Consider the following 20,566-nt stretch of genomic DNA (forward strand, 5'->3'; position numbering starts at 1 on the left):
GCGACAACCGTGCTCGGAGCCTGCCTAGGCGAGGTGGTTGTTGCCCTGTTGCTTCAGGAAGTTGAGCAAAAGCGCATGCTGTTACAGCAGCAGGGGTGGGAGGTTCAGATTACGAGGTGCAAGATCTGAGTTGAGGCACTTCTGCTGTCGATGTTTTGCAACTAAACGACTGATAGTAGACGGATGAACATTGAATAGCCGGGCCGCTTCAGACCCACTCTTCTCATTCTGGTTGACCATTTCAAGGATCGCATCTTGTTGCTGCCGAGTCAGTTTTGGGCGACGTCCTCCGACCCTTCCTTGTCGGCGAGCAGCCTCCAGTCCTGCTTTGGTACGCTCTCGAATCATGGAGCGCTCAAATTCTGCAAAGCTTCCCACCATCTGCATCATCATTCGGCCTGCTGGAGTTGTTGTATCGACTGCTTCTGTCAGACTGCGAAACCCAGCGCCACTGGCCTCAATCTTCTCCATAATCGTCAGCAAATCCTTGAGCGATCGCGAGAGGCGATCGAGCTTCCAGACCACAAAGACATCACCAAGCCGTAATTGATCCAGAGCCCGATGTAATTGTGGGCGATCCCACCGGCCACCAGAAGCATGTTCCTCAAAGATACGTTCAGCCCCAGCAGTTTTGAGCGCCTGAAGCTGAACCGTTGTATCTTGACCCTCTACCTTCGAGACCCGTGCGTAGCCAATCAGCATCGTCCATTCGTTGCATAAACCCATTGCCATTCAACCATATTAAGCAATAGGTTTATGCAACACTGAAATATTTAGTATTTCGTTGTCAACAAAATATTGCATAATCAAGCGTTTGTGCAAAATTATAATGCCCAGCATTACGTTGACGGGAATTATTGCATAATCAGTGGTTTACACACAAACAAGGCTTAACAGCGCTCTACTATGCACAAACTCATCAACGATCGCCCTGATCTATACAAGCGCGAAAACCGACGGGTGAAGTTTGATTTGTTAGTCTGTCGACTTGTTCAGTTTTCTGAAACAGATGTTGATGTAGACAATGCCACTCTGGAAAACCTTCAAGATCTTTCTGAGCAGTGGTTTGTGGCTAGTGCAGACGTTGAACCAAATTCAAGTTGTTTATGTAGTCAAGGTGATGTTGATGGTGAAGAAGTTAAGTATGTCACCTACATTAAAAACCGTTTCACTGGATATGTTGCTCGAGTTGGCTCAACTTGTATTGAAAAGTTTGGTGATGACAATCCGATCCAGAAAGAGGTCAAGCTGCTCTTTTCCTTAATGAAACGTCACTCAGTAAGAGTCAATCCTACTCTAGCTGAGTCAATGGTCAAACAAAACATTATTACGCAGTTAGAATTAGCATTAATCAAAGAATTAGGTCAAAAAAGGAAATTAGAACAGGATGCAATTGACACTCTCTCAGTGCTTAAAGCAAAGATTGCAATCGAAAAAATTCCTCCGTCTGTTGCTGACATTGCAGAGTGGATTGAAAATTTCATCAGAAATAACCCGGACAATCGAGAGCTTAATAGTCCCTATGACAACAAAAACTTTACAATATCTGAAAGACTTATAGATGAATATAGAGAGCTTAGAAGAAGACTATTAATTGCAGATGCATATAGTTATGAAAAGCAGAAAGCAGTAAGAGTCTTAAGTGCATTCTATAGTGATCAATTAGACATAACTCCAGAGCCTAAGAAAGAAAGGCCTAATATTGAACAATGTCAACTTGATGAGATTCAAGTAAATCGCTGCAGCGCTGATGAACTGATTCATGCGGCACAGCTAAAAGTTGAAAACTATATCAGCTCGAAAAATAGAAACATTACAGAAGAAAAAGAAACTTATACCGTATTAAGTGTACTTTTGGATGCTTATCAACGATTTAGCAAGGTAACTTATAACATCGATTTACTAGATGGCATCCAAGAAAGGATTGCACGGTTTGAGCTAGAAATAGAAAAATCACCCTCTGCAATAAAAGCATCTATTTCTAAAGTAGAAGAGGCATTAAAAGCCAAATTGTATCAAAATATATATGAAATTGAACATGATATAAAACAGAAACAAAGTACGTTGCAGCAAGAGTTTCAGCAAGTAAGAGAAGAGTTATCTTGTGAAGCTAAAAGCACTATTGCTGACAGCAGAAAATTATTAGATGAGGTCAAAACACAGCTTGTAAAGCTGCAAGAAGACAATAATAATCTGGTTACTCAATACACATTAAACATTCAACAAATTGAAAATGATATTTGGAGTACAATCAATAGTAAAAACAATCAGATAGTTTTGTTAAAGGAGGCTATAGAAACTAGCCGAATCAATGTTGATAATCTGAGAAAAAACATAGCTCTTCTAGAAAAAACTGTAGAAGTCAAACAAGCTAATATTGATAACTTGAGTGGCAAGGTTGACAAGCTAGCTAGAGAGCTAAAGTCTAATTCAGAGAATTCAAAAGCTCAATTTCAGGCTGTGGCTGAATTCATCAACGAATTTTCAACCTGTACTAAAGCTATGAAAGACAAGCAAGCTCAAGCTGAAAAGAATTTTACAACCATTTTTTGGATAGTAATAGTACTATTATCTTTAGGCTCCATGTCTTTCTGGACGCTCGACAATCGTTTACACAAGATAGAAATAGAAGGACAGCAAAGACTCAATCCAACGATACGTGAAATCCCTTAATAATTTAATGTTATCAAAATTGCTATTTCAACATCAATGAGTAGCGAAAATAGGCTTCTACCTTCACCTTAACTTCTTCTGAAATTAAGGTGTTTCAGCTCTTAGACGAAAAGGCTTATTAGTAAGCAATTGTAGATGATTGCTGCCAGAAGAAAATGGGGAAAAACTTTGCAATCTGCATTGGCATTAATCAGTATGACAACATGCAGCCACTGCACTATGCCAAGCGGGATGCAGAAGCCGTACGTGACTATTGCTTACAGGACCTAGGGTTTGAAAAAGTTTACTACTTCTCCGACGACTCCCCACCGATTGAAACCGACTTTGGTCCGCCCCTACGCTCTGGACCGACGTTTGGCATCCTCTCTCGCTTTTTGAGAGTCCGATTTGAGCAACGTTTTCTCCATCCAGGCGATAACTTCTGGTTCTTCTTTGCAGGACATGGCAAACGACATCGCGATCGTGATTATCTAATGCCTCTGGATGCCGACCCTGGCAACACCGAAGGAACTGGAATTTCGATCCACCACGTCACGGAACGATTGCGTCGCTGTGGAGCTGATAACGTGATTTTGCTACTGGATGCTTGCCGTAATGAAGGAGATCGCAACGGAGAAGGTATCGGCCTAGAAACACAGCAAGGAGTCGTTACCCTGTTTTCCTGTAGCCCAAATGAACGGTCGTATGAGATAGACGAATTACAGCATGGTGCCTTCACCTATACCTTACTACAAGGCTTACGGATGCAAGGTGAAGACAATTGTGCCACTGTAGAGCGGCTTTATCAGTACCTCCGCAGTCAAGTACCGAAACTCAACAACCATTACCAAAAACCTCGACAGATACCCTATGGTCACGTAGAACCGCTGACCAAGGCCCATCTTATTTTGTTACCAAAGCAGGCAACTCCGGTAGATCTGAGGGTTCTGAAAACTGATGCATTGGAGGCAGAAGTTGAGCAAGACTGGGAACTGGCGGAACAGTTATGGACACGTGTGTTGTTCGTCTCGCCAGGAGACCAACAGGCTATCAAAGCGATCAAACGAGTTGCAGTCAAAGCCGCTACAACACCGACTCACAATGCCCCAGTAGCGCCTTCGACTGCATCTACTCTTAGTCGCTCAACCACTGCTCCAATTGAAAATTTAAGTTCAGTAACTATAAACCCTTCCGTAATACAACTAGCAATATCTACGTTTGAGTTTGACATTGTCACAGTGGATGCCCAAGGGCAACAACTCACCAAACAGCGAGGGCAGGCTCAATATTTCATTGAAGACCTAGGCAGCGGAGTGATGCTAGAGATGGTCTCAATTCCAAGTGGTGCCTTTAAGATGGGCTCACCTCGAGGTGAACAAGGACGAACCAAGCGTGAAGGTCCGCAACATGGGGTCAAGGTGCAACCTTTTTGGATGGGGCGGTATTCAGTTACTCAAGCTCAATGGAATGTAGTGTCGTTTTTGCCTACAGTGGATCTAGAGCTAGAAGCTAATCCTGCCAAATTCAAAGGTAAGACTCATCCTATAGAGTGCATAAGTTGGCATGAAGCTGTAGAGTTTTGCAACCGTTTGACTCGCTACACAGGACGTGAGTATCGTTTACCAACTGAAGCTGAGTGGGAGTATGCCTGTCGAGCTGGCACCACAACTCCCTTTCATTTTGGAGAGACCATTAGAACAGACGCAGTAAATTATCACGGTGAGTACGCTTATGGATACGGCTCAACAGGAAAGTATCGGCGGTCAACCAATGCGGTTACTGTGTTTTCCTGTTCTAATGCATTTGGCTTAACAGACATGCATGGCAATGTCTCTGAGTGGTGCCAAGACGTTTGGCATGACTACTATAATGGAGCACCTACAGATGGAAGAGCGTGGCTAGACGGAGGGGACTGTACCTCTCGTGTAATCCGGGGTGGGTCTTGGACCAGTGATCCCATTGCTTGTCGTTCTGCATACCGTTGCCAGGCAAAACCTGATGATCGCGATAGTGACCTTGGCTTTCGTGTTGTTGTCTCCATCCCATCAAACATTATGACTTCACAATGACGCTACACCACACTGCTATCCTTACAACTACTCCCGCTATATCCACAACCCAGTCAAAATTTGAGCGCGCAGCGCGAAAGGGAAAAAAAGAGTAGAGGGCAAAAGGGCTAGAGGACAGAGGACTAAAAAGTCTATGCAGAACCGCAAACAACTCGAAATCCAATATAGTAGTAGGAACTATCCAGGGTGTTCCTGCTGCGATTAGCAGAACGGCAGTATCCGGGATTGAAGTTCCATAAACCTCCGCGCAGCAGCCGCAAATCTGAATTTCCTCCTGTTACCCAAGCGCTCCCATCACTGGGTGCCTCTTCATAATTATCGTGCCAATGGTCTAAGCACCATTCCCGCACATTTCCATGCATGTCATATAAGCCAAATGCATTTGGTGAAAAACTGCCAACTTCTGTCGTATGTTCTCGATATTTTCCTTTGGGTTCCGATGCATAAAGGTAGTTGCCATTATAGTTAGCCAAATTCGTGACAATCGTCTCGCCAAAACAAAAGGGAGTCATCGTTCCGGCTCGACAGGCATACTCCCACTCAGCTTCGCTAGGCAAACGATACTCATGACCTGTCTGCTTGGACAGGCGAGCACAAAATTCAACCGCTTCATACCAAGAAATCTGCTCAACCGGGCGACTACCTCCTTTGAAGTAGGCTGGATCAGGTTCAAGGTCACGGTTGACCTTCGGCAAGCCTGCGACAGCTTTCCACTGTACTTGCGTAGCGAGATACTTCCCCATTAGGAAGGGTTTAACAATAACAGAGTGTTGGGGCCGTTCATCATTACCTCCCTCCCTATCAGGCGAGCCCATTTGAAATTCGCCACCTGGGATTGAGACCATCTCCAAGATCACCCCGCTACCCAAGTCTTCCGTAAAATACTGAGCCTGTCCTCGCTGTTTACTAATCTGTTGGCCCTGAGCATTCACTTTGATAATGTCAAACTCAAAGGTAGGAATAGCGGGTGCTGGCTTTGGAGGGGCGGCAATTACCGGACTTGAAGTTTTGGTTGGGTCACTGGTTGATCGGCTGGAGGCAGGCACAGGCTCTGCTGGAGTGACACGAGAGGAAGCTGTTGCGGAGCGGATTGCAACTCGCTTGATCGCTTTGATGGCCTGCTGGTCACCTGGTAAGACGATCAGCACGCGTGTCCATAACTGTTCCGCCAGTTCCCAGTCTTGCTCTGCTTCTGCTTCTAGCGCATCGTTTTTGAGGATGGTGACGTCGGCCAGTGTGGCCTGCTTAGGTAGCAGAATCAGGTGCAACTTGGTGGCAGGTTCAGCAATAGTGTAGGGTGTCTGCCTCGGCTTCTGATATCGACGGTTCAGCTCTGGCACTTGATAGCGCAGATGCTGATAGAGACGCTCCACAGTGGCACAGTTTCCTTCTCCCTGAATGCGTAAGCCTTGCAGTAAGGCATGAGTAAAAGCTCCTTGCTGCAGCTCATCGATCTCGTACGATCGCTCATTAGGGCTACAGGCAAATAGGGTAACAACCCCCTGTTGGGTTTCAATTCCGATCCCCTCTCCATCGCGATCGCCTTCGTTACGACAGGCATCAAGCAGCAGAATCACATTATCAGCCCCACAGCGACGTAATCGCTCGGTGACGTAGTGAAGCGGAATCGCTGTCCCTTCAATATTGCGAGGGTTGACATCACTGGGCATCAAGTAATCGCGATCGCGGTGCCGCTTGCCATGCCCTGCAAAGAAGAACCAAAAGTTGTCACCGGGATGTAGAAAAGGCTGCTCAAAGCGAACATCAAGAAACCGATCGAGTTTGGCAAAGGTTGGTAACGGCTGAAAGGGTGGGCCATAAGTTTGTTCGATATTTGGAGCGTCTTCAGCAAAGTAGTAGACTTGCTCAAATCCAGCTTCATTAAGAAAATAGTCGCGCATCGCTGCTGCATCTCGCTTGGCATAGCTCAGCGGTTGCAAGTTGTCGTACTGATTAATGCCAATGGCGATCGCCCAATTCTTGCCCATTCAACTGGCCTAATCCTTTTTCTTTCAACCCCAGCGTAATCAATGGCCTAAATCCCTAGCAAGAATTTGAAGCTGAGGAAGCAAGAGCAGTTGGCGAAAAGTGCGATCGCGCTACGCGCGAAAGAGAAGAGAGGGGAAAGAATAGAGGGTAAAGAGCAAGAGGGTAGAAGGCTAAACAGTCCATGCGGAACCGCAGACAATACGAAAACCAATACCGCTGCTCCTGCCGTCCGGGTCGATCCTGAGGCGATTGGCAGATCGGCAGCCCCCGAGAGTGTCGTCCCACGACCCCCCGCGCAACAGCCGAGAATTTGAATCCCCACCAGAGATCCAAGCGCTGCCATCACTGGGTGCTCCTTGGTAATTGTCATGCCAGTGATCTGCACACCACTCCCACACATTGCCGTGCATGTCGTACAACCCGAACGCGTTTGATGGAAAACTGCCCACTGCCATTGTCTTCTGGCGATACTCCCCTTTTGGCCCAGATCCATAGGTAAAAGTCCCATCATAATTTGCTAGATTGGTCGTCAATGTTGGACCAAAGTGGAACGGAGTCGTCGTGCCAGCCCGACAGGCGTATTCCCACTCCGCTTCGCTAGGTAGACGATATTCTCGTCCTGTTTCCCTGGAGAGTCGGGCGCAAAATTCTACAGCATCATTCCAACTGACCTGCTCGACAGGCAGGTTAGCGCCCTTGAAATTAGATGGAGCAGGTTGCAAATCTCGCTCAACTTTGGGCAACTTCGCCACAGCCTGCCACTGAGACTGGATGACTGGATATTTGCCCAATAGGAACGCATCAATGGTCACCTTCCATTGCGGGCCTTCATGGGTTTCACGCTCTGCTTCATTATCGGGTGACCCCATCGTAAAGGTTCCTCCAGAAATTCCTACCATCTCCAAAATCGCGCCCTCCAGGCCTTCTTTGAAAATACCGGCACGACCTAGTTTCTCTTTGACCCTGTTTCCCTGATCATTCACCGTGACCACGGTAAACTCCACGAGCTTTAATTGGAGAGTTCCAGGAGGCACAGGAGAAGGAGATTGGATCAAACGAGAGGCTATCACTGCACCACCCACCCCGACTCCACCAAAGCCTAGAATTTGCAGCACTCGACGACGAGACAGTCCTGAAATGGGTGGGCCAGGAGTTACAACCCGACGGCTGCCTGATGAGTCGAAACGGGGTGGAGCACTGGGCGCTGGCTCCGATGGCTGTTGAGGCAACCGCCGAATCCCTGCGATCGCATCCGAGTCGGCTGGAGATACTGCTAGCACTCGAATCCAGAATTGTTCTGCCAGGTCGTAGTTACGGTTCGCCTCTGCTTTATACGCTTCCATCTTCAGGGTTTCGGCATCCCGTAGTGTGGCTTGTCGAGGGAGCAGAATCAGGTGATATTTAGCAGCAGGTTCTACAGTGACGTAGGGAGTTTGGCGCGGTTTGTTATAGCGCTGGTTCAGTTGGGGGAGGTGGTAGCGCAGGTGTTGATCTAACCGTTCTACGGTGGCACAGTTACCTACACCTTGCAGTCGCAAGCTTTGCAGCAAGGTGTAGGTAAAAGCTCCCTGCTGGAGCTGATCAATTTCGTAAGATGCTTCCCGTGGACTACAAGAGAACAGGGTAATCACACCCTGCTGCACTTCTTCACCCACTCCTAGCCCTGCTCGTTTTCCTTCACTTCGGCAGGCGTCAATCAGCAAAACAACATTATCCGCACCACTGCGACGCAGGCGATCTGTCACGTAACTAAGAGGAATAGCGGTTCCGTCCACGTCTCCCGGATCACCGTCGAGCGGCATCAGGTAATCTCGGTCTTCATGCCTAATGCCATGCCCGGCGAAGAAGAACCAGAGATTATCGCCTGTTTGCAGAAACGGTTGTTCAAATCGGGAGCGCAGAAACCGTTTTAGGGTTGTAAAGGTTGGAGCCGAGTCTAACGGTGGTCCATAGTCCTGCTCAACGGGTGGAGAGTTGTCTGCAAAATAATAAACTTGGTCAAATCTGACCTCGCTACTGAAGTAATCACACATGGCAGCCGCATCTCGCACCGCGTATTGCAGCGGTTGCAGGTAGCGGTATTGATTAATGCCGATGGCGATCGCCCAGTTCTTACCCATTAGTCATGCCTAATAGGAACACTTTTAACCCGACTAGCCAAAATCCTTACTCTCCAACTATTCCTTAGCAGTTATTTTAATTTGTAGCCTCCACCCTCCTAGAAAAGCTGTAACAGTGGACTGGACTTACTACTATTGCTGTTCAGGTCAAATGAAACGAGTACTTTAGAGCCTTAGAGTCTTTAAGTTCGCTCCACTTTCCTGAAATACCTTAAGCAACTGGTTAACTCTTGCAAAGGTTGACTCATGCGATCAGTTCAAGTTACCACCACTTCTTTGGACTTGCTCTGTCCCAACTGCTTCCATCAATCGATTTAACTCAGTTTGTTTCGTTGTCGTATCCGTTGATACATCAGCAAAAACCTCAGTTGCTCCAGCTTCCTGTAAGCAAGCAATTTGTTGCTCAAGTCTTTGAGAGTTTTCTTTTGGCTCAAGACTAAGGACCCGAATGTAGCAGCGATCGATCTTTTCATAGCGGCCTCTTCAAAGGAAAAACTACTTCTCTGCTTCACTATCTCTGCTTCACTATACGTTGTTATTTGCACGTGTGTAGTTAAGGTTTCACACATGCAAATTATGGTACTCTTGTTCTTGCAGAATTGACTTTTATCTCTGACGTGGAGGCTTTATGATTCTTCAAAATGAGCGTCAGCGAGTCCTTCGTGTTATTGGTTACGCCCGGGTTTCCTCTCCTGAGCAAGCACTGGATTCTCAAGCTCTTGAACAACAAATCGCTCGCTTACGGGAGGCTGGAGCAACTGAAATTATTTTCGATATCGAGTCTGGCAGTAAGGACGATAGACCTCAGTTTCAACACCTGATGAGCTTGGTGCTCAACCGCTTAGTTGACGAAGTTATTTTCACCCGTATTGATCGCTTAACTAGATCCCTAAGCCAACTGAATAAGTGTATTGAGCTCTTTGAAGACAGTGGGGTCAACCTGCGGATTCTGGATCAACAGCTGGATCTGAGGACACCGACGGGCAAACTGATGGCGCGGTTGCTAGGTGCGGTGGCAGAGTGGGAGACGGATTTGCTGTCGGAACGAGTCCGCCACGGAAAGCGGTACCGCATCCGACAGAAGTACGCGAATGAATCCTGTCCCTGGGGATATGTGACATTCAATAAACGCTATCAATTGGATCAGCGGCCTGTGGCTCCACTCTTGGAGGAGTTGAAGAGCGAGTTTTCGGAGGCGGAATGGGCCCAGATCTTGCAGAACTACGAGGGCAAAACGGTTGCTGATGTTGCTCTAGATTCGATTGGCATTTTTTTCCAGGAGCGTAGTCTTCAAGCAGCAGTTCGGCACATATCTCAGAAGTATGGAGTCATCAAGAAACCAGGCACCAAGAAACGGAAAAAGGCTGACAATACCGTGCCTTGCTGGACTCCAAGTGGGTTCCGTCAGTGGTTAACTAACCCGGTTCTCTGTGGACACAGCCAATACAACCTCTGGGCTACGGCTAGCAAGCGACAGAAGCCCAAGCGGAATCCGGCTCAAAGCGTGCTTCAGCGAGATACTCATCCAGACCAGCGGCTTTTAAGTGAAGCAGAGGCAGAGGAGGTTCGCCATATTTTGGAGGTGAATCTCAATGTCGGTGGTAGCAACTTCATTCGAGATCCGAACAGTGCCGACCTTTATCGACCCTATGCTTATCTCAGCGGGCTGGTCTATTGTTACGAGTGCGGAGCCAAGTGTCCCTCGAAGAACAGTGGCAAGGGGAAATACCACTACTTTATTTGTCGGCATGCGGGAATGGGTTGTGGCAATAAAGGCTCGGCTGAGAAGTCAAAGATTGAACAGAAGCTAATTGGCCAATTAGTTGCCAAGTCTCGGCTCATGCATGAGAAGGCTTTCCAAAGCAAGAGTAAGAGTTTAGAAGGTCATGCTCTGCAATTTCTACAGCTACAGGAGCCGACTCCAGAGGTGCAAGCCGAACAAAAAAGACTGAGTGCAATCCGCTTTGAGCATTATCTAGAAAGCGAGGGTCGTCAGCTGGAGAAGTCGGAGCGATTGGAGGAGCTACAGCGTCAGTACCGCTACCTGGAGGACTATCCAGGATTTGATCCAGATATTGAGACAAAAAAGCGATCGCTTCTAGCGGAGATGCAAGCAGAGGAAAGGGCGATTCAGTCTTTCTTGAGAGAAGATGTGGAGTCCATCATCTTCTCGGGCAATAATCTTCTGTTTTGGGAAACCCTGACGAATGACGCCAAGGTGAAGCTCTATCCCCGGATGGTCGAGAAGATATTTATTCAGCACGGTGAAGTCAAACAAATCAATTTCAAAACTGAAAAGGTAGAGGAGGCTGAGGCATTATGAATGTGGAATCTACGTTTGAAGCTGAGAAGAATCTGACTTTGATTGCCCGCAAGGCTGTCTTGCAAGAGTGGCGTCAAACCAGAGAGATCCGTAAATTACTGTGCCCCCACTGCAAGTCGGAGCGCGTGGTTCGGCTTATGCAAAGCCGCAATGGCTGTGAGTATGGTTGCAAGGACTGTCGGCAGGACATTTCGGAGGAAAATTTGCCGAAGTGTTGCCCGTATGCCGGTAAGTACGTGAAGTGCCAAGATTGTCGCTACTTCCAAGCTTTTGCCAAGGCGGTCAAAGCCAAGGTGCAAGAGCTCCGGCACTTAAGCCCAGAAGAACGGGCAGCCAGGGTTGCCGAGCCGACTTTTTATCAGAACAGTAAGCCTGTGCTGGCTCCTGTCCAACCACAAACGTTTACAGAATCGGACTTGGCAATTCCCTTCAGCGAGGAAACCAGCAATCCTGTACAGCTATCCCTCTTCGAGAAAATCAAAGATTCATCGTTAAACGGCGATGAACCAAAACAGCCTGAGTAACGCGCAAAAACTTGACCCACGGTTTACAAATTTCTTGCCTGTTAATTACACCCGCTTTACAAACAATCTTTCGTCATCACTTGTAAATGGGCAATTATAGAGTAGTGCCTTGGCGATCGCCTCCCTGCCAGTTCGTTAAGACACTGCTTGTCGTTGCCGAGGATGCAGTGGGGTATGCCAAGAAAAAAGGACTTTTGGGAATTAGCTGACTCCACTATCCTGGGCCGCACCAAAAAGAATGAGCTGTTACAGATTGCCCGCAGTGAGCATCAACAGGTTGAAGCGTACCGGGCGCAAGTCGAATCTCAGGCCAAACAGTTTGAAGCCGAAAACCAACTGCTGACTCACCTGCGCAGTCAATTAGATAAAGAAGGCGAAGTTCATCGGCAAGTGCTAGAAGACCTACTAGAAACTTTTGACGAACAGCAACACAACCACGAGCAGGAACTCGATCGCTTGCAAAGTGAAGCCAAGGAGTGGGAGAAAGTTGCTCAAGATTATGAGGATGTCATCGTCACCCAGCGCAGCGCTATGAAAGAGCTGATTTCCTTGAGAGAGCGCATTAAACTATTCGCTCAAATGACACCTCTACAAGCTGGACAGGCATTTGCGAAATGGCTGTTTGGCTCTAAAGCAGATGAGGCCAGCGAGTACTGTTCCAATTGCAACGGTATTATCGCCGCACCAGAATACCGTTTCTGTCCCCATTGTGGCAGCGATCGCCAGTCCTTCCATGCAGCTCAGAAAGCTTAGTGCCCATGAAAACTGTTACTCGCAAGCAACTGATTGAGATGGGAGCTAGTAAATACCAAGCCGAACTGGTGACCAAAGCTTTGACTCCCATTCGTAAACAGGGCAGTACCAATGTTTATGACTTGTTTGCGGTGAGCGATCGCTGCAAAGAGCTGATCGAGAATAAACGCTCTAAGGCAACTACGCGCAACGCAATTCAATCCCTGCGATGGGCAATTCTATCGCTTGCCGAACAGATTCAAGATGCCCCCTTCGGCATGAGTGGGTTTGAGCAACTGCAATACGCTGAAACCCTAAACCTCCGCGCCGAAGATCTCTTTGCTGAGACAAAAGCTAAGGTAGAGCGCTTAAAAAAAGCAAATTCTGCAACCAGTACTAAGAGGCAGAAGTCATGAGCGAATCACCTCAAATTCCGGATTCAGACGTTGCTCTAGCCGCAGCAGAGACTAAGTTTGCCCAAGCCCAACAACTTCAGAAAAAGCTCAAACAACGACGGAGCGATGGCAAGCTACTTTACGAGGGTTGGCAAGGTAGTCAGGACTGGCATAACTGGCGGATGCAGCAATTAGAACGGCAAAACTGGAAATGCGCTTGTTGCAGTATCCAGATGGGTTTTGGAGAGAAAACTTACTTGGCCAACGGAGACTTCATGCTAGAGCCTCAACATCCAACTGTTGAGCACATCCTGCCCAAATCGCTTTTCCCAAAACTTACGCTCGACAAACAAAACCTCGTCATCACTTGCTGGGCATGCAATAAAAAGAAGAGCAACGACATGGTTAGCGCTTCCAGACTACGGCATGAGTTACTGAAGCAAAAATTGAATCCTCACCAGCAGATTGAGACCGAGTAAGTTCTTAGACATCAGGCAAATCCTGCTGAAGCAATCGCGTTCTCAATCGGTAAAGCAAGCACAGTAACTCGTCATCCGTCAGCTGGCTTCGGCGCTTGCCGTGGAAGTGATCCGCAATGAACTGGTGGGTCTGCTCCACAGTCCATCGCAATCGCCTGACTTGAATCTGAATTCCCACAATCACATCACTGAGATCATCCGAAGCGATCTGAGAAGGTAGAGTCAAAGGCTGTGGAAAACTGGTTTTCCCCCTCCCTGGACCCTCCCCTTGTGAAGAAAAAGAACTTCGTTCTCCCAGAGAACTCGCTTCAGCCCCCCCACCCTTCATATAGGCAGAGGTGTGTAATTCCTCTCTAGAAACGTCTTCTGGTAGTTTTTGGAGTTCGATTGCTGGAGCTAGTGATGAAGCTGCAACTGGCTCTGGTGGCTCTATTACATACCATTCAGGATGCCACAGCTCTTTGTACTTCTGCAAGGTGCTGTGACTGCACTGTGCTAGGGAGGCGATCGCTTGGGCTCGGGCAGTTAGTTGATCAGGTAGCTGGCCTTGTTGGGTCAGTTCAAGGACAGCTTGTTTGATTCGGGTTTGGGCATCTTCTGCTCGCTTCTGGTTGAAGTTGACGATGTTGTTGGCAGCAGTACCTGGAGCAAGGGTGCGATTGCGCTTGGGACTAGTCCCGAGAGGCCAGTAGTAGTTTTCTGCGGCTTCAGCCCATTCCTGGGCTCGTCGGCTGATTTCGTGCTGGTGTTGGCACCACTCTTGGTAGCCAGGGCTGTGGATGGCGGTGTGTTTGATGTAATGGGCTAGGGCTTCACCGGAGAGGGATTGGAAGACGACACCGTAGCAGCCGATGGTTTTGAGCAGGTGGTTGGTTTGCCCGGGTCCGGTCCACCCTTGCTCGATTTCAGTTTCTAGTTCTTGCTGCCACAGGGCCGTGTTGCTGCGGTGGTTGTAGGAGCGGTACTGATGCTGCTTCTTTGCCTGGGCGATCGCTTGATGCAGTTGCGCTAGGTCCTGAGCTGCGGCGGCTTGGTCCCACTGCTGAAAGAAGGAGGACAAATCGCTGGACAGGGGTTGGAGGGTGTCGCTGAGCAGGACAGAGCCACTGCTGGGTTGTAGGGGCAGGCGATGGGCGTTGTATTCGCTGTATTCTCCCGGTTTGCTGTAGCGCTTGACGTTGGGGAAGACTTCGAGTTGGCCTGCTTGCAGGGGCAGGTGGTGAGCTTCTAGGCAGTGTTTGAGAGCGACGGCAAGGCCGAAGGTGGGGACGGCTTCAGATAAGGGGATATAGAGGTGAAGGCCACCGTTCCAGCTGGAGCGCAGCAAAATGGTTTCATGAATGCCGATGCTGGCGAGGGCAGCCCTGAGGGTGGTGAGAGCTTGGCGATCGCGGGTGGGGTGGTGCAGGCTGAGGGCGTCGAGGTCGATGAGTCCGTGGTAGGTGGTGGGGCCAAAGCGAACACCGACGAGTTGAGCGGCATCTTGCCAGTAAGTCCAGAGACTACGGGGCTTGAGGGGGTACTGCATGAGGGTCTGCCAAGCAGGTTTTTGGCCAGCGTCGGTAGGGATAGGTGCGACGATCGCTTGCCAGGGGTAGGGGAAGAGCTGGCACAAGCGCTGACCTAAGGGGTCGCGGGGCAGGGGTTCTGGTAGACGCTGACGAGTAGGTCGGGAGGCGATCGCCTGACTTTCACAGTGAGGTATTTGTTCGCGGGGCATGATGCAACTCTCTAGTCCAGTGAGGGTAACGGGACAGAGAGTGCCAAATGAGTTGATTCGGTTGGTTCCCCTGCAAGCGAGGGCAATCGTCACAATAAAGATACATGGTCTCTCCGTCCCAAACGCGCGGGGGCATGGGAAAGAGCACGATCAAACTAAAAAATATTCCTGTACGGTTAGTTTTTCTAAGATCTGCTCCATCCCTTATATAGAGAGGAATAGAGAGCCATTGGTCTGTTGAAAAACGGTGAAAAAGGCCTTGTCACTTTATGCCAAATGACCGTAATATAGACGCATGGCAACGTGGGTGACTTAACTAGGAGCCGCCAAGCATCGAAGTTAAAGTCCCCTTCTATTCCGTCAAAAAATCAACGGCTTTTCGGCCCCTTCTGTTGCGAGCAGTTGGGGTTTTGGCCTTTTAGGGTGCTTAGAGCATCATTTGCTCCTTCTTCATCACATAGCGAGCATCCCTAAAAATCACGGTTTTCCTCCCTTTCAATCAAGCTTGTTCAGTAGTTTACCTGATTCAACCCGCGATCGCCTTTTCTTTCAATTGATGGCAGCGGCTAGACTGCCTGCTTCCTCCTAATAACCAACTTACATTTATAACTTTTTACGAGTATATGTCACGTCGGAAAGTTTTGCATTCTTATAATGCAAGGAGTACTATTTAGAACCGAAGTGGCTGCGGCTACCGTATGGCTTCTATAACAACACTTAGAAAATTCCTTCAGCCGAAGAACCTAGTCGAGGTGCTGCAGAATTATGAGGCTGAAGTAAAAACTGAGATACCTGGCAAAGCAAGTGCAACTTTGCATCAACTGCAAAGCGCTCTCATTAGGTACACACTACCTGGTTGGGGGTTGCCGCATCCGAAAACGGGTCGGGTCTCAGCTAAAGAGATCCAAGCTGCTAGAACTTTTATGCAAAAGATCAGCTTGGAGCAGCTAAACAATGCTCTCGAAGTCCAGATGAGCGTCTATGAGCAACTCGAGGTTCCGAGCAGTAGTCAACGTACTTATCGACACGCTCTAAAAAAGCTCTTAGAGTTTTGTGATGCCCAAAACTGGTGGCAATTAGAACTAAGGGTCGAACGACGACCGTTAAAGAAGAAAGATTACGCTAAAGACGTCCGAACGACGCAGCGAAAACGGCAAGAGTATTATGCTTTAGGTGCTGTTAAAGGAGATACCATTCCGAAAGTACTACAGAAACAGCTTCAGGACTTTGAAGAATTCCTATCTGAGGACTTAAAGCAAACACCTACCTCTGTTAAATGGGCTCTTCAAGGAGCATACCAAGGACTAGGCTGGCTTTATCGTTATGAAAACGTGCCGCTCGATGACCTAAGTTTAGAAACACTGATTCAATATGTCCCTTTAAGGACAGCCATTGACAATCTCCCGGTTCGGTTGGAATTAGCTGAACGGCTCTTACGTCAGGAAGAGTTGAGAATAGAGGCGGTGCGAGCGGCAGATTCTACGGAAGTCAGGCTCCGTAAATATTTATCCTGGTTAAGAAAGGAACGTAAGGCTCATCCTAGAACAGAGTATGCCTTTCTACGAGCCTGTCTTAACGTTGCTAAGTTCCTGTATCGCTTTGAAACCAATAGGCACGAAGTAGCTAACTATGATGATGTTCCTATTGTTAAAAGAATACGAGTCCTAATCCAGGATGTAACTAAACGTCAGCGCAATGCTCCTTCTCCAGTAGACATCAGCAAGAAGTGGTTGCCTTGGGAAGACTGGTTGGAAGTTGTTGAAACTCTTAGGCAAGAGTACTGTCAAGCAGCTTATATTTGCGCCAAGCCAAGGCTGCTCAGGATTGCTCACTCGCTACAGCGCTATCTCATGTGTGCGTTTTTAACTTATATCCCCCCGATGCGTCAGCAGGTGATTCGGAGCCTTGAAGTAGGACGTAGCCTACTTTGGGAAGGCGATCGCTGGTACATCTGCTTAAGATCCGATGAATACAAAACCGGCAAGGCTTACGGTGATTTTCGCTGTGAGGTCTCTAACCCTGACTTTGGAGATGGCACTCGTTTTTACGATTATATTGATGCTTGGCTCTATGACTGCTCTAAGCTTCCCGGATTAAGCAAGCTGAATCTTTCTGGAGGGCTCCGTGCAACTTACAATCCTGAGCACAACTTCTTTTTCACCCAAAAGAATCGCGAACCGATGAAGCAACATACGCTATCGGAGTACATCCGGCAGGCTGCATATCGGATCAAAGGCCAAGCTGTTACACCTCACTTATTAAGAGATATGTTTGTGACTCACGTGATGGAACGGGGCTGCTCTGATGCTGACATGAATGCGCTGGCGGTCGCGATGCACCATAGCCCAGAGACCCAACGAGAGCTTTACGATAAACGAAACAAGGAAAAGAAGGGAGGCAGCCCCAGGCGTACACTTAGCACGACAGATCGCCGAATATTGGACGACATTAAATAGACCTAATGACAACTGCATAGGCCGCTCGTGAGATCGCTATTTCCGCTGGTGCTCTGGAACGGGATCACGTCAAACTCAACGCCAACTACAAGCGCTAACTTCTTATTCAGTCATCGCTTGCGGTTAGTTTGTCCAACTCATTCAATAGTTTTGTAATTCGATCCCGCTTCTTTCGATCGCTCCAGATCTTACCCTTTTGTAAGCGCTTACCAATTTCACTCCATCGCTGAGCAATTGCTTTCTCTGGCGCTAGTTCTGGCTGAGACTCAAATTCCTTAATCCCTGCTTTAATTTCACTCAACGACAAGTTCTCAGAGATTGCTTGTTTGAGCAGTTCGGCTCGCTGGGCTTCATTTTTAACTCGAGCGATCGCTTGGCCCTTGGTGTACTCGATCTCCCCGTTTCGTAAGGCAGACAGAACATTATCAGGAAGGTTCAAAAGCGGAAGCCGGCTAGAGCGAAAAGTTCCGGCGGTGAAGCGACCTATCTCTGAGAGTAATGATTCAATCTCCCCAAGTTGAATCAGAACGTTCTGATTCAACTCCTGACCACGCTGTTTAGCGTTATACGATTGATGCAAGATAGATACTACTTCATCTCTATGTACTTCAAGAGCGATCGCCAGTAAGTCTAAGACTGCCTCTGTTTCCTCAATCGGGTTTAAGTCTTCTCGCTGAAGATTCTCTATCAAAGTCACTTGAAGCGCTTGCCGCTCATCCAAATCATGTACCACAATGGGTACTTCAGTCAGTCCTAACTCACGAGCTGCCCGTAGCCGCCGCTCCCCTGCGACCAGCTCATACTCACCACTCTTCAATGGACGAACTAGAAGCGGCTCTAGAATGCCAAACTCTTTCACAGATGCTACTAGTTGAGCCATTTTGTCTGCATCAAAGAAACGACGGGGTTGCTTTGCAGGCAAATGAATCTTTTCAAGTGAAATTGGCTGAGCAGGTTGAGCGGACTGAGCAGGGTTCTGTCGGTTGAGAATGGCTGCAACATTACGAAGCTGAGGCTGAGGCACAGCCTTACGACGAGGTGGCACTACAAGGACTCCAAACTTTGAGTAATGGTTGTCAAGACAGCGAGAGCAGAGTGCTTAGGGTCATATAGCCCTAGCGGTAAGTGCTGCATTGAAGCGTCTGCAAATGCGATTGCGCGTGGAATAGGCGGGAAAACGGGTGCAACGCCACCAAATTGCTCTGTCACCGCCTCTAAAATCTCTTTACTTTGGGCTGTGCGATCGTGCAGATTAGGAATTACTCCAGCAATTTTCAGGTCTGCGGCGACCCCCTCTTGCTGAAGCTCACTGATTGTACCCAGCAGCAAATCTAAGCCAACGAAACTCTTATATTGAGTTTGCATTGGAATTAGGATGTGGGTCGATGCTACGAGGGAGAGGATACTCAGAACGCCCAACGTTGGAGGGCAGTCAATCAAGACAAAGTCATAGGCAGACTCAACCGGAGAGAGAGCTTTTTTGAGGCGGGTCTCTTTAGCGATCGCTGTTGCCAACTTTACATCAGCAGCACTAAGCGTCAAATTACTTGGAACCAGATCCATTTGATGAACTCCGCTTAGAATAGGCAGCGGTTTTCTATCTAGGATGCTTTGAGCAACAGTGTCCTCAAGTTCATGAGGCTGCACTCCCATGAAAACAGTCAAGGAGGACTGTGGATCCATATCCACAAGTAAAATACGGTGTCCTTGTTGGGAAAGTGAATATCCCAAGTTCATTGCCAAGGTCGTTTTACCTGTGCCCCCAGCTTGGTTAAAAAATGAGATAACCTTTGCCACGATTCAAATTGTTGCAACACAGGGTTAGTGTACAGCGAGTTTACGCCGACCTGTCACAAATACTTTTGAAAAATTAATTCTGCTCTTCCTCTAAGGCAGAAACTGCCGCTTCTAGTTCCATCTCTAGCTGCTCAACTGTAGGTAAGCAATTTTGCAAAGCAGGTGGCAGTTCATCACGTAGCTTATAAGTGGAGACACCAATTGGGTTTTGTACAGTATCTAACGCGAATTCAACCGTCGTTTTTTTCTTGGAGCGACATAGAATAATTCCAATTGTTGGACCATCTACCTCTGTACGCAGAATGTTATTGACGGCTGAAATATAAAAATTCATTTTGCCAGAATATTCTGGCTTAAACTCTGTCACCTTCAAATCAATCACAATATAGCAATGCAGCTTGAGGTGATAGAAAAGCAGATCAAGGAAGTATTCATCACCCTCTACCTCCAAACGGTATTGGCTACCCACAAAGGCAAAGCCAATACCTAACTCCAATAAAAAGTCTCGGATGCGCTCTACTAAAGCTCGTTCCAAGTCCCGTTCTTTAACATTTTCACTAATAGTCAGGAAATCAAAGTTATAGGGATCTTTGACTAACTGCTGAGCTAGATCAGAGTCTAGATCCGGTAGAGTGCGCTCAAAGTTAGTAATTGCTCCCCTCTGGCGTATGTATAAGTTAGTTTCAATTTGCGTTACCAGAATGTCGCGGCTCCAGCCATTCTCAAACGACTTCTGAGCATACCAGAGTCGCTGCTCAAGATTTTTCAACTTATCTAGTAGCGCCTGATTATGCCGCCAGGGAATTTGTGCAGCGTAGCGTAGCACAATTTGCTCATCCGAATATGCTTCAGCAAACGCTCGCATGTATTTGAGATTGCGGGACGAAAATCCACCTATATCAGGAAACTCTCGCTTCAAATCTTGTGCTAGACGTTCAATGACCTTTGTTCCCCACCCTTCCTGCTGCTGCCGATTCAATATCTCGCGACCAATCTGCCAATAAAGTAGGATTAGTTCGTTGTTGACAGCTAATGCTGCTTTAATTTGTGCCTGACGTATTCGCTCCTTTAGCGATCGCAAAAAGGCAGTGTAGTTTTCATCAATGGGAAACAAAGAACCTGGCTTAGGCACAAGAACATCAACTCCAAGCTATGGGCAAATCATAGCGTTATTCTAAGAACACCCTTTAACTTACACAGGACTTACGCAGAGACAGACATAAACTAGAGGCATGAGCTTCACCAAACTGGATTACTGCCAGTACTTACTAAGCAGTCCGATTAACTACACGATGACGAACTTGGCTGAC

Annotated in this window: 15 protein-coding genes; 8 read left to right on the forward strand and 7 right to left on the reverse strand. The window is 47.7% G+C overall.

Features of this window, described 5'->3' with window-relative positions:
- Positions 1–81: 81 nt before the first annotated feature.
- Positions 82–726, reverse strand: a complete 645-nt coding sequence (locus tag H6F90_RS08065) for a recombinase family protein (protein WP_242024390.1) — start codon at positions 724–726, stop codon at positions 82–84.
- A 180-nt stretch (positions 727–906) separates the two neighbouring features.
- Here H6F90_RS08065 and H6F90_RS08070 point away from each other — a divergent pair, with 180 nt between their 5' ends.
- Positions 907–2,673, forward strand: a complete 1,767-nt coding sequence (locus H6F90_RS08070; protein ID WP_190551803.1) for a hypothetical protein — start codon at positions 907–909, stop codon at positions 2,671–2,673.
- A 155-nt stretch (positions 2,674–2,828) separates the two neighbouring features.
- Positions 2,829–4,721 (forward strand): SUMF1/EgtB/PvdO family nonheme iron enzyme, encoded by a 1,893-nt coding sequence (locus H6F90_RS08075; protein ID WP_190551805.1) that lies wholly within the window; start codon positions 2,829–2,831, stop codon positions 4,719–4,721.
- A gap of 131 nt (positions 4,722–4,852) precedes the next feature.
- On the opposite strand, the gene H6F90_RS08080 is transcribed toward H6F90_RS08075, so the two are convergent.
- Positions 4,853–6,709, reverse strand: coding sequence for an SUMF1/EgtB/PvdO family nonheme iron enzyme (locus tag H6F90_RS08080; protein ID WP_190551807.1), 1,857 nt, complete (start codon positions 6,707–6,709; stop codon positions 4,853–4,855).
- Positions 6,710–6,880: 171 nt separating this feature from the next.
- Positions 6,881–8,830 (reverse strand): SUMF1/EgtB/PvdO family nonheme iron enzyme, encoded by a 1,950-nt coding sequence (locus H6F90_RS08085; RefSeq protein ID WP_190551810.1) that lies wholly within the window; start codon positions 8,828–8,830, stop codon positions 6,881–6,883.
- A 628-nt stretch (positions 8,831–9,458) separates the two neighbouring features.
- On the opposite strand from H6F90_RS08085, the gene H6F90_RS08090 reads away from it, so the two are divergent.
- The 5 genes from H6F90_RS08090 to H6F90_RS08110 all read left to right on the forward strand — a co-directional run bounded on the left by H6F90_RS08090 (position 9,459) and on the right by H6F90_RS08110 (position 13,283).
- The gene (locus H6F90_RS08090) at positions 9,459–11,153 is read left to right on the forward strand and encodes a recombinase family protein (RefSeq protein ID WP_190551812.1); all 1,695 of its coding nucleotides are present in this window, start codon (positions 9,459–9,461) and stop codon (positions 11,151–11,153) included.
- Complete coding sequence (locus H6F90_RS08095) at positions 11,150–11,677, forward strand: IS1 family transposase (RefSeq protein WP_190551814.1); 528 nt, start codon at positions 11,150–11,152, stop codon at positions 11,675–11,677. Before H6F90_RS08090 ends, H6F90_RS08095 begins: the two co-directional genes overlap by 4 nt.
- 174 nt (positions 11,678–11,851) lie before the next feature.
- The gene (locus tag H6F90_RS08100; RefSeq protein WP_190551816.1) at positions 11,852–12,430 is read left to right on the forward strand and encodes a hypothetical protein; all 579 of its coding nucleotides are present in this window, start codon (positions 11,852–11,854) and stop codon (positions 12,428–12,430) included.
- A 5-nt stretch (positions 12,431–12,435) separates the two neighbouring features.
- On the forward strand, positions 12,436–12,825 hold the full coding sequence (locus tag H6F90_RS08105; protein WP_190551818.1) for a hypothetical protein: 390 nt from the start codon (positions 12,436–12,438) through the stop codon (positions 12,823–12,825).
- Positions 12,822–13,283 carry an HNH endonuclease gene (locus H6F90_RS08110; RefSeq protein ID WP_190551821.1) on the forward strand — a complete coding sequence of 154 codons (462 nt, stop codon included), beginning with the start codon at positions 12,822–12,824 and terminating at the stop codon, positions 13,281–13,283. The genes H6F90_RS08105 and H6F90_RS08110 overlap by 4 nt, the downstream gene beginning before the upstream one ends.
- A gap of 4 nt (positions 13,284–13,287) precedes the next feature.
- On the opposite strand, the gene H6F90_RS08115 is transcribed toward H6F90_RS08110, so the two are convergent.
- Entirely contained in the window at positions 13,288–15,003 is a 1,716-nt protein-coding gene (locus tag H6F90_RS08115; RefSeq protein ID WP_190551823.1) for a hypothetical protein, read from the reverse strand.
- 923 nt (positions 15,004–15,926) lie between these two features.
- Between H6F90_RS08115 and H6F90_RS08120 the strand changes: the two genes are divergently transcribed.
- Positions 15,927–17,459 carry a tyrosine-type recombinase/integrase gene (locus tag H6F90_RS08120; RefSeq protein WP_190551825.1) on the forward strand — a complete coding sequence of 511 codons (1,533 nt, stop codon included), beginning with the start codon at positions 15,927–15,929 and terminating at the stop codon, positions 17,457–17,459.
- Between the two features lie 106 nt (positions 17,460–17,565).
- On the opposite strand, the gene H6F90_RS08125 is transcribed toward H6F90_RS08120, so the two are convergent.
- The 3 genes from H6F90_RS08125 to H6F90_RS08135 form a co-directional block, all read right to left on the reverse strand.
- Complete coding sequence (locus H6F90_RS08125; protein ID WP_190551827.1) at positions 17,566–18,504, reverse strand: ParB/RepB/Spo0J family partition protein; 939 nt, start codon at positions 18,502–18,504, stop codon at positions 17,566–17,568.
- A complete protein-coding gene (locus H6F90_RS08130) occupies positions 18,504–19,256 on the reverse strand; it encodes an AAA family ATPase (RefSeq protein WP_190551829.1) in 753 nt (250 codons plus the stop codon). Before H6F90_RS08130 ends, H6F90_RS08125 begins: the two co-directional genes overlap by 1 nt.
- 73 nt (positions 19,257–19,329) lie before the next feature.
- Positions 19,330–20,388 (reverse strand): PDDEXK nuclease domain-containing protein, encoded by a 1,059-nt coding sequence (locus tag H6F90_RS08135; RefSeq protein ID WP_190551831.1) that lies wholly within the window; start codon positions 20,386–20,388, stop codon positions 19,330–19,332.
- Positions 20,389–20,566: the final 178 nt, after the last annotated feature.

This window comes from Trichocoleus sp. FACHB-591, from assembly GCF_014695845.1.
GTDB lineage: Bacteria > Cyanobacteriota > Cyanobacteriia > FACHB-46 > FACHB-46 > Trichocoleus.

Excerpts from the sequence above, each read along its gene's own strand:
- H6F90_RS08080 (WP_190551807.1), bottom strand. The coding sequence starts at position 6,709 with ATGGGCAAGAATTGGGCGATCGCCATTGGCATTAATCAGTACGACAAC.
- H6F90_RS08095 (WP_190551814.1), top strand. The coding sequence starts at position 11,150 with ATGAATGTGGAATCTACGTTTGAAGCTGAGAAGAATCTGACTTTGATT.
- H6F90_RS08085 (WP_190551810.1), bottom strand. The coding sequence starts at position 8,830 with ATGGGTAAGAACTGGGCGATCGCCATCGGCATTAATCAATACCGCTAC.
- H6F90_RS08115 (WP_190551823.1), bottom strand. The coding sequence starts at position 15,003 with ATGCCCCGCGAACAAATACCTCACTGTGAAAGTCAGGCGATCGCCTCC.
- H6F90_RS08100 (WP_190551816.1), top strand. The coding sequence starts at position 11,852 with ATGCCAAGAAAAAAGGACTTTTGGGAATTAGCTGACTCCACTATCCTG.
- H6F90_RS08110 (WP_190551821.1), top strand. The coding sequence starts at position 12,822 with ATGAGCGAATCACCTCAAATTCCGGATTCAGACGTTGCTCTAGCCGCA.
- H6F90_RS08075 (WP_190551805.1), top strand. The coding sequence starts at position 2,829 with ATGGGGAAAAACTTTGCAATCTGCATTGGCATTAATCAGTATGACAAC.
- H6F90_RS08105 (WP_190551818.1), top strand. The coding sequence starts at position 12,436 with ATGAAAACTGTTACTCGCAAGCAACTGATTGAGATGGGAGCTAGTAAA.
- H6F90_RS08120 (WP_190551825.1), top strand. The coding sequence starts at position 15,927 with ATGCAAAAGATCAGCTTGGAGCAGCTAAACAATGCTCTCGAAGTCCAG.
- H6F90_RS08070 (WP_190551803.1), top strand. The coding sequence starts at position 907 with ATGCACAAACTCATCAACGATCGCCCTGATCTATACAAGCGCGAAAAC.
- H6F90_RS08090 (WP_190551812.1), top strand. The coding sequence starts at position 9,459 with ATGATTCTTCAAAATGAGCGTCAGCGAGTCCTTCGTGTTATTGGTTAC.
- H6F90_RS08065 (WP_242024390.1), bottom strand. The coding sequence starts at position 726 with ATGGGTTTATGCAACGAATGGACGATGCTGATTGGCTACGCACGGGTC.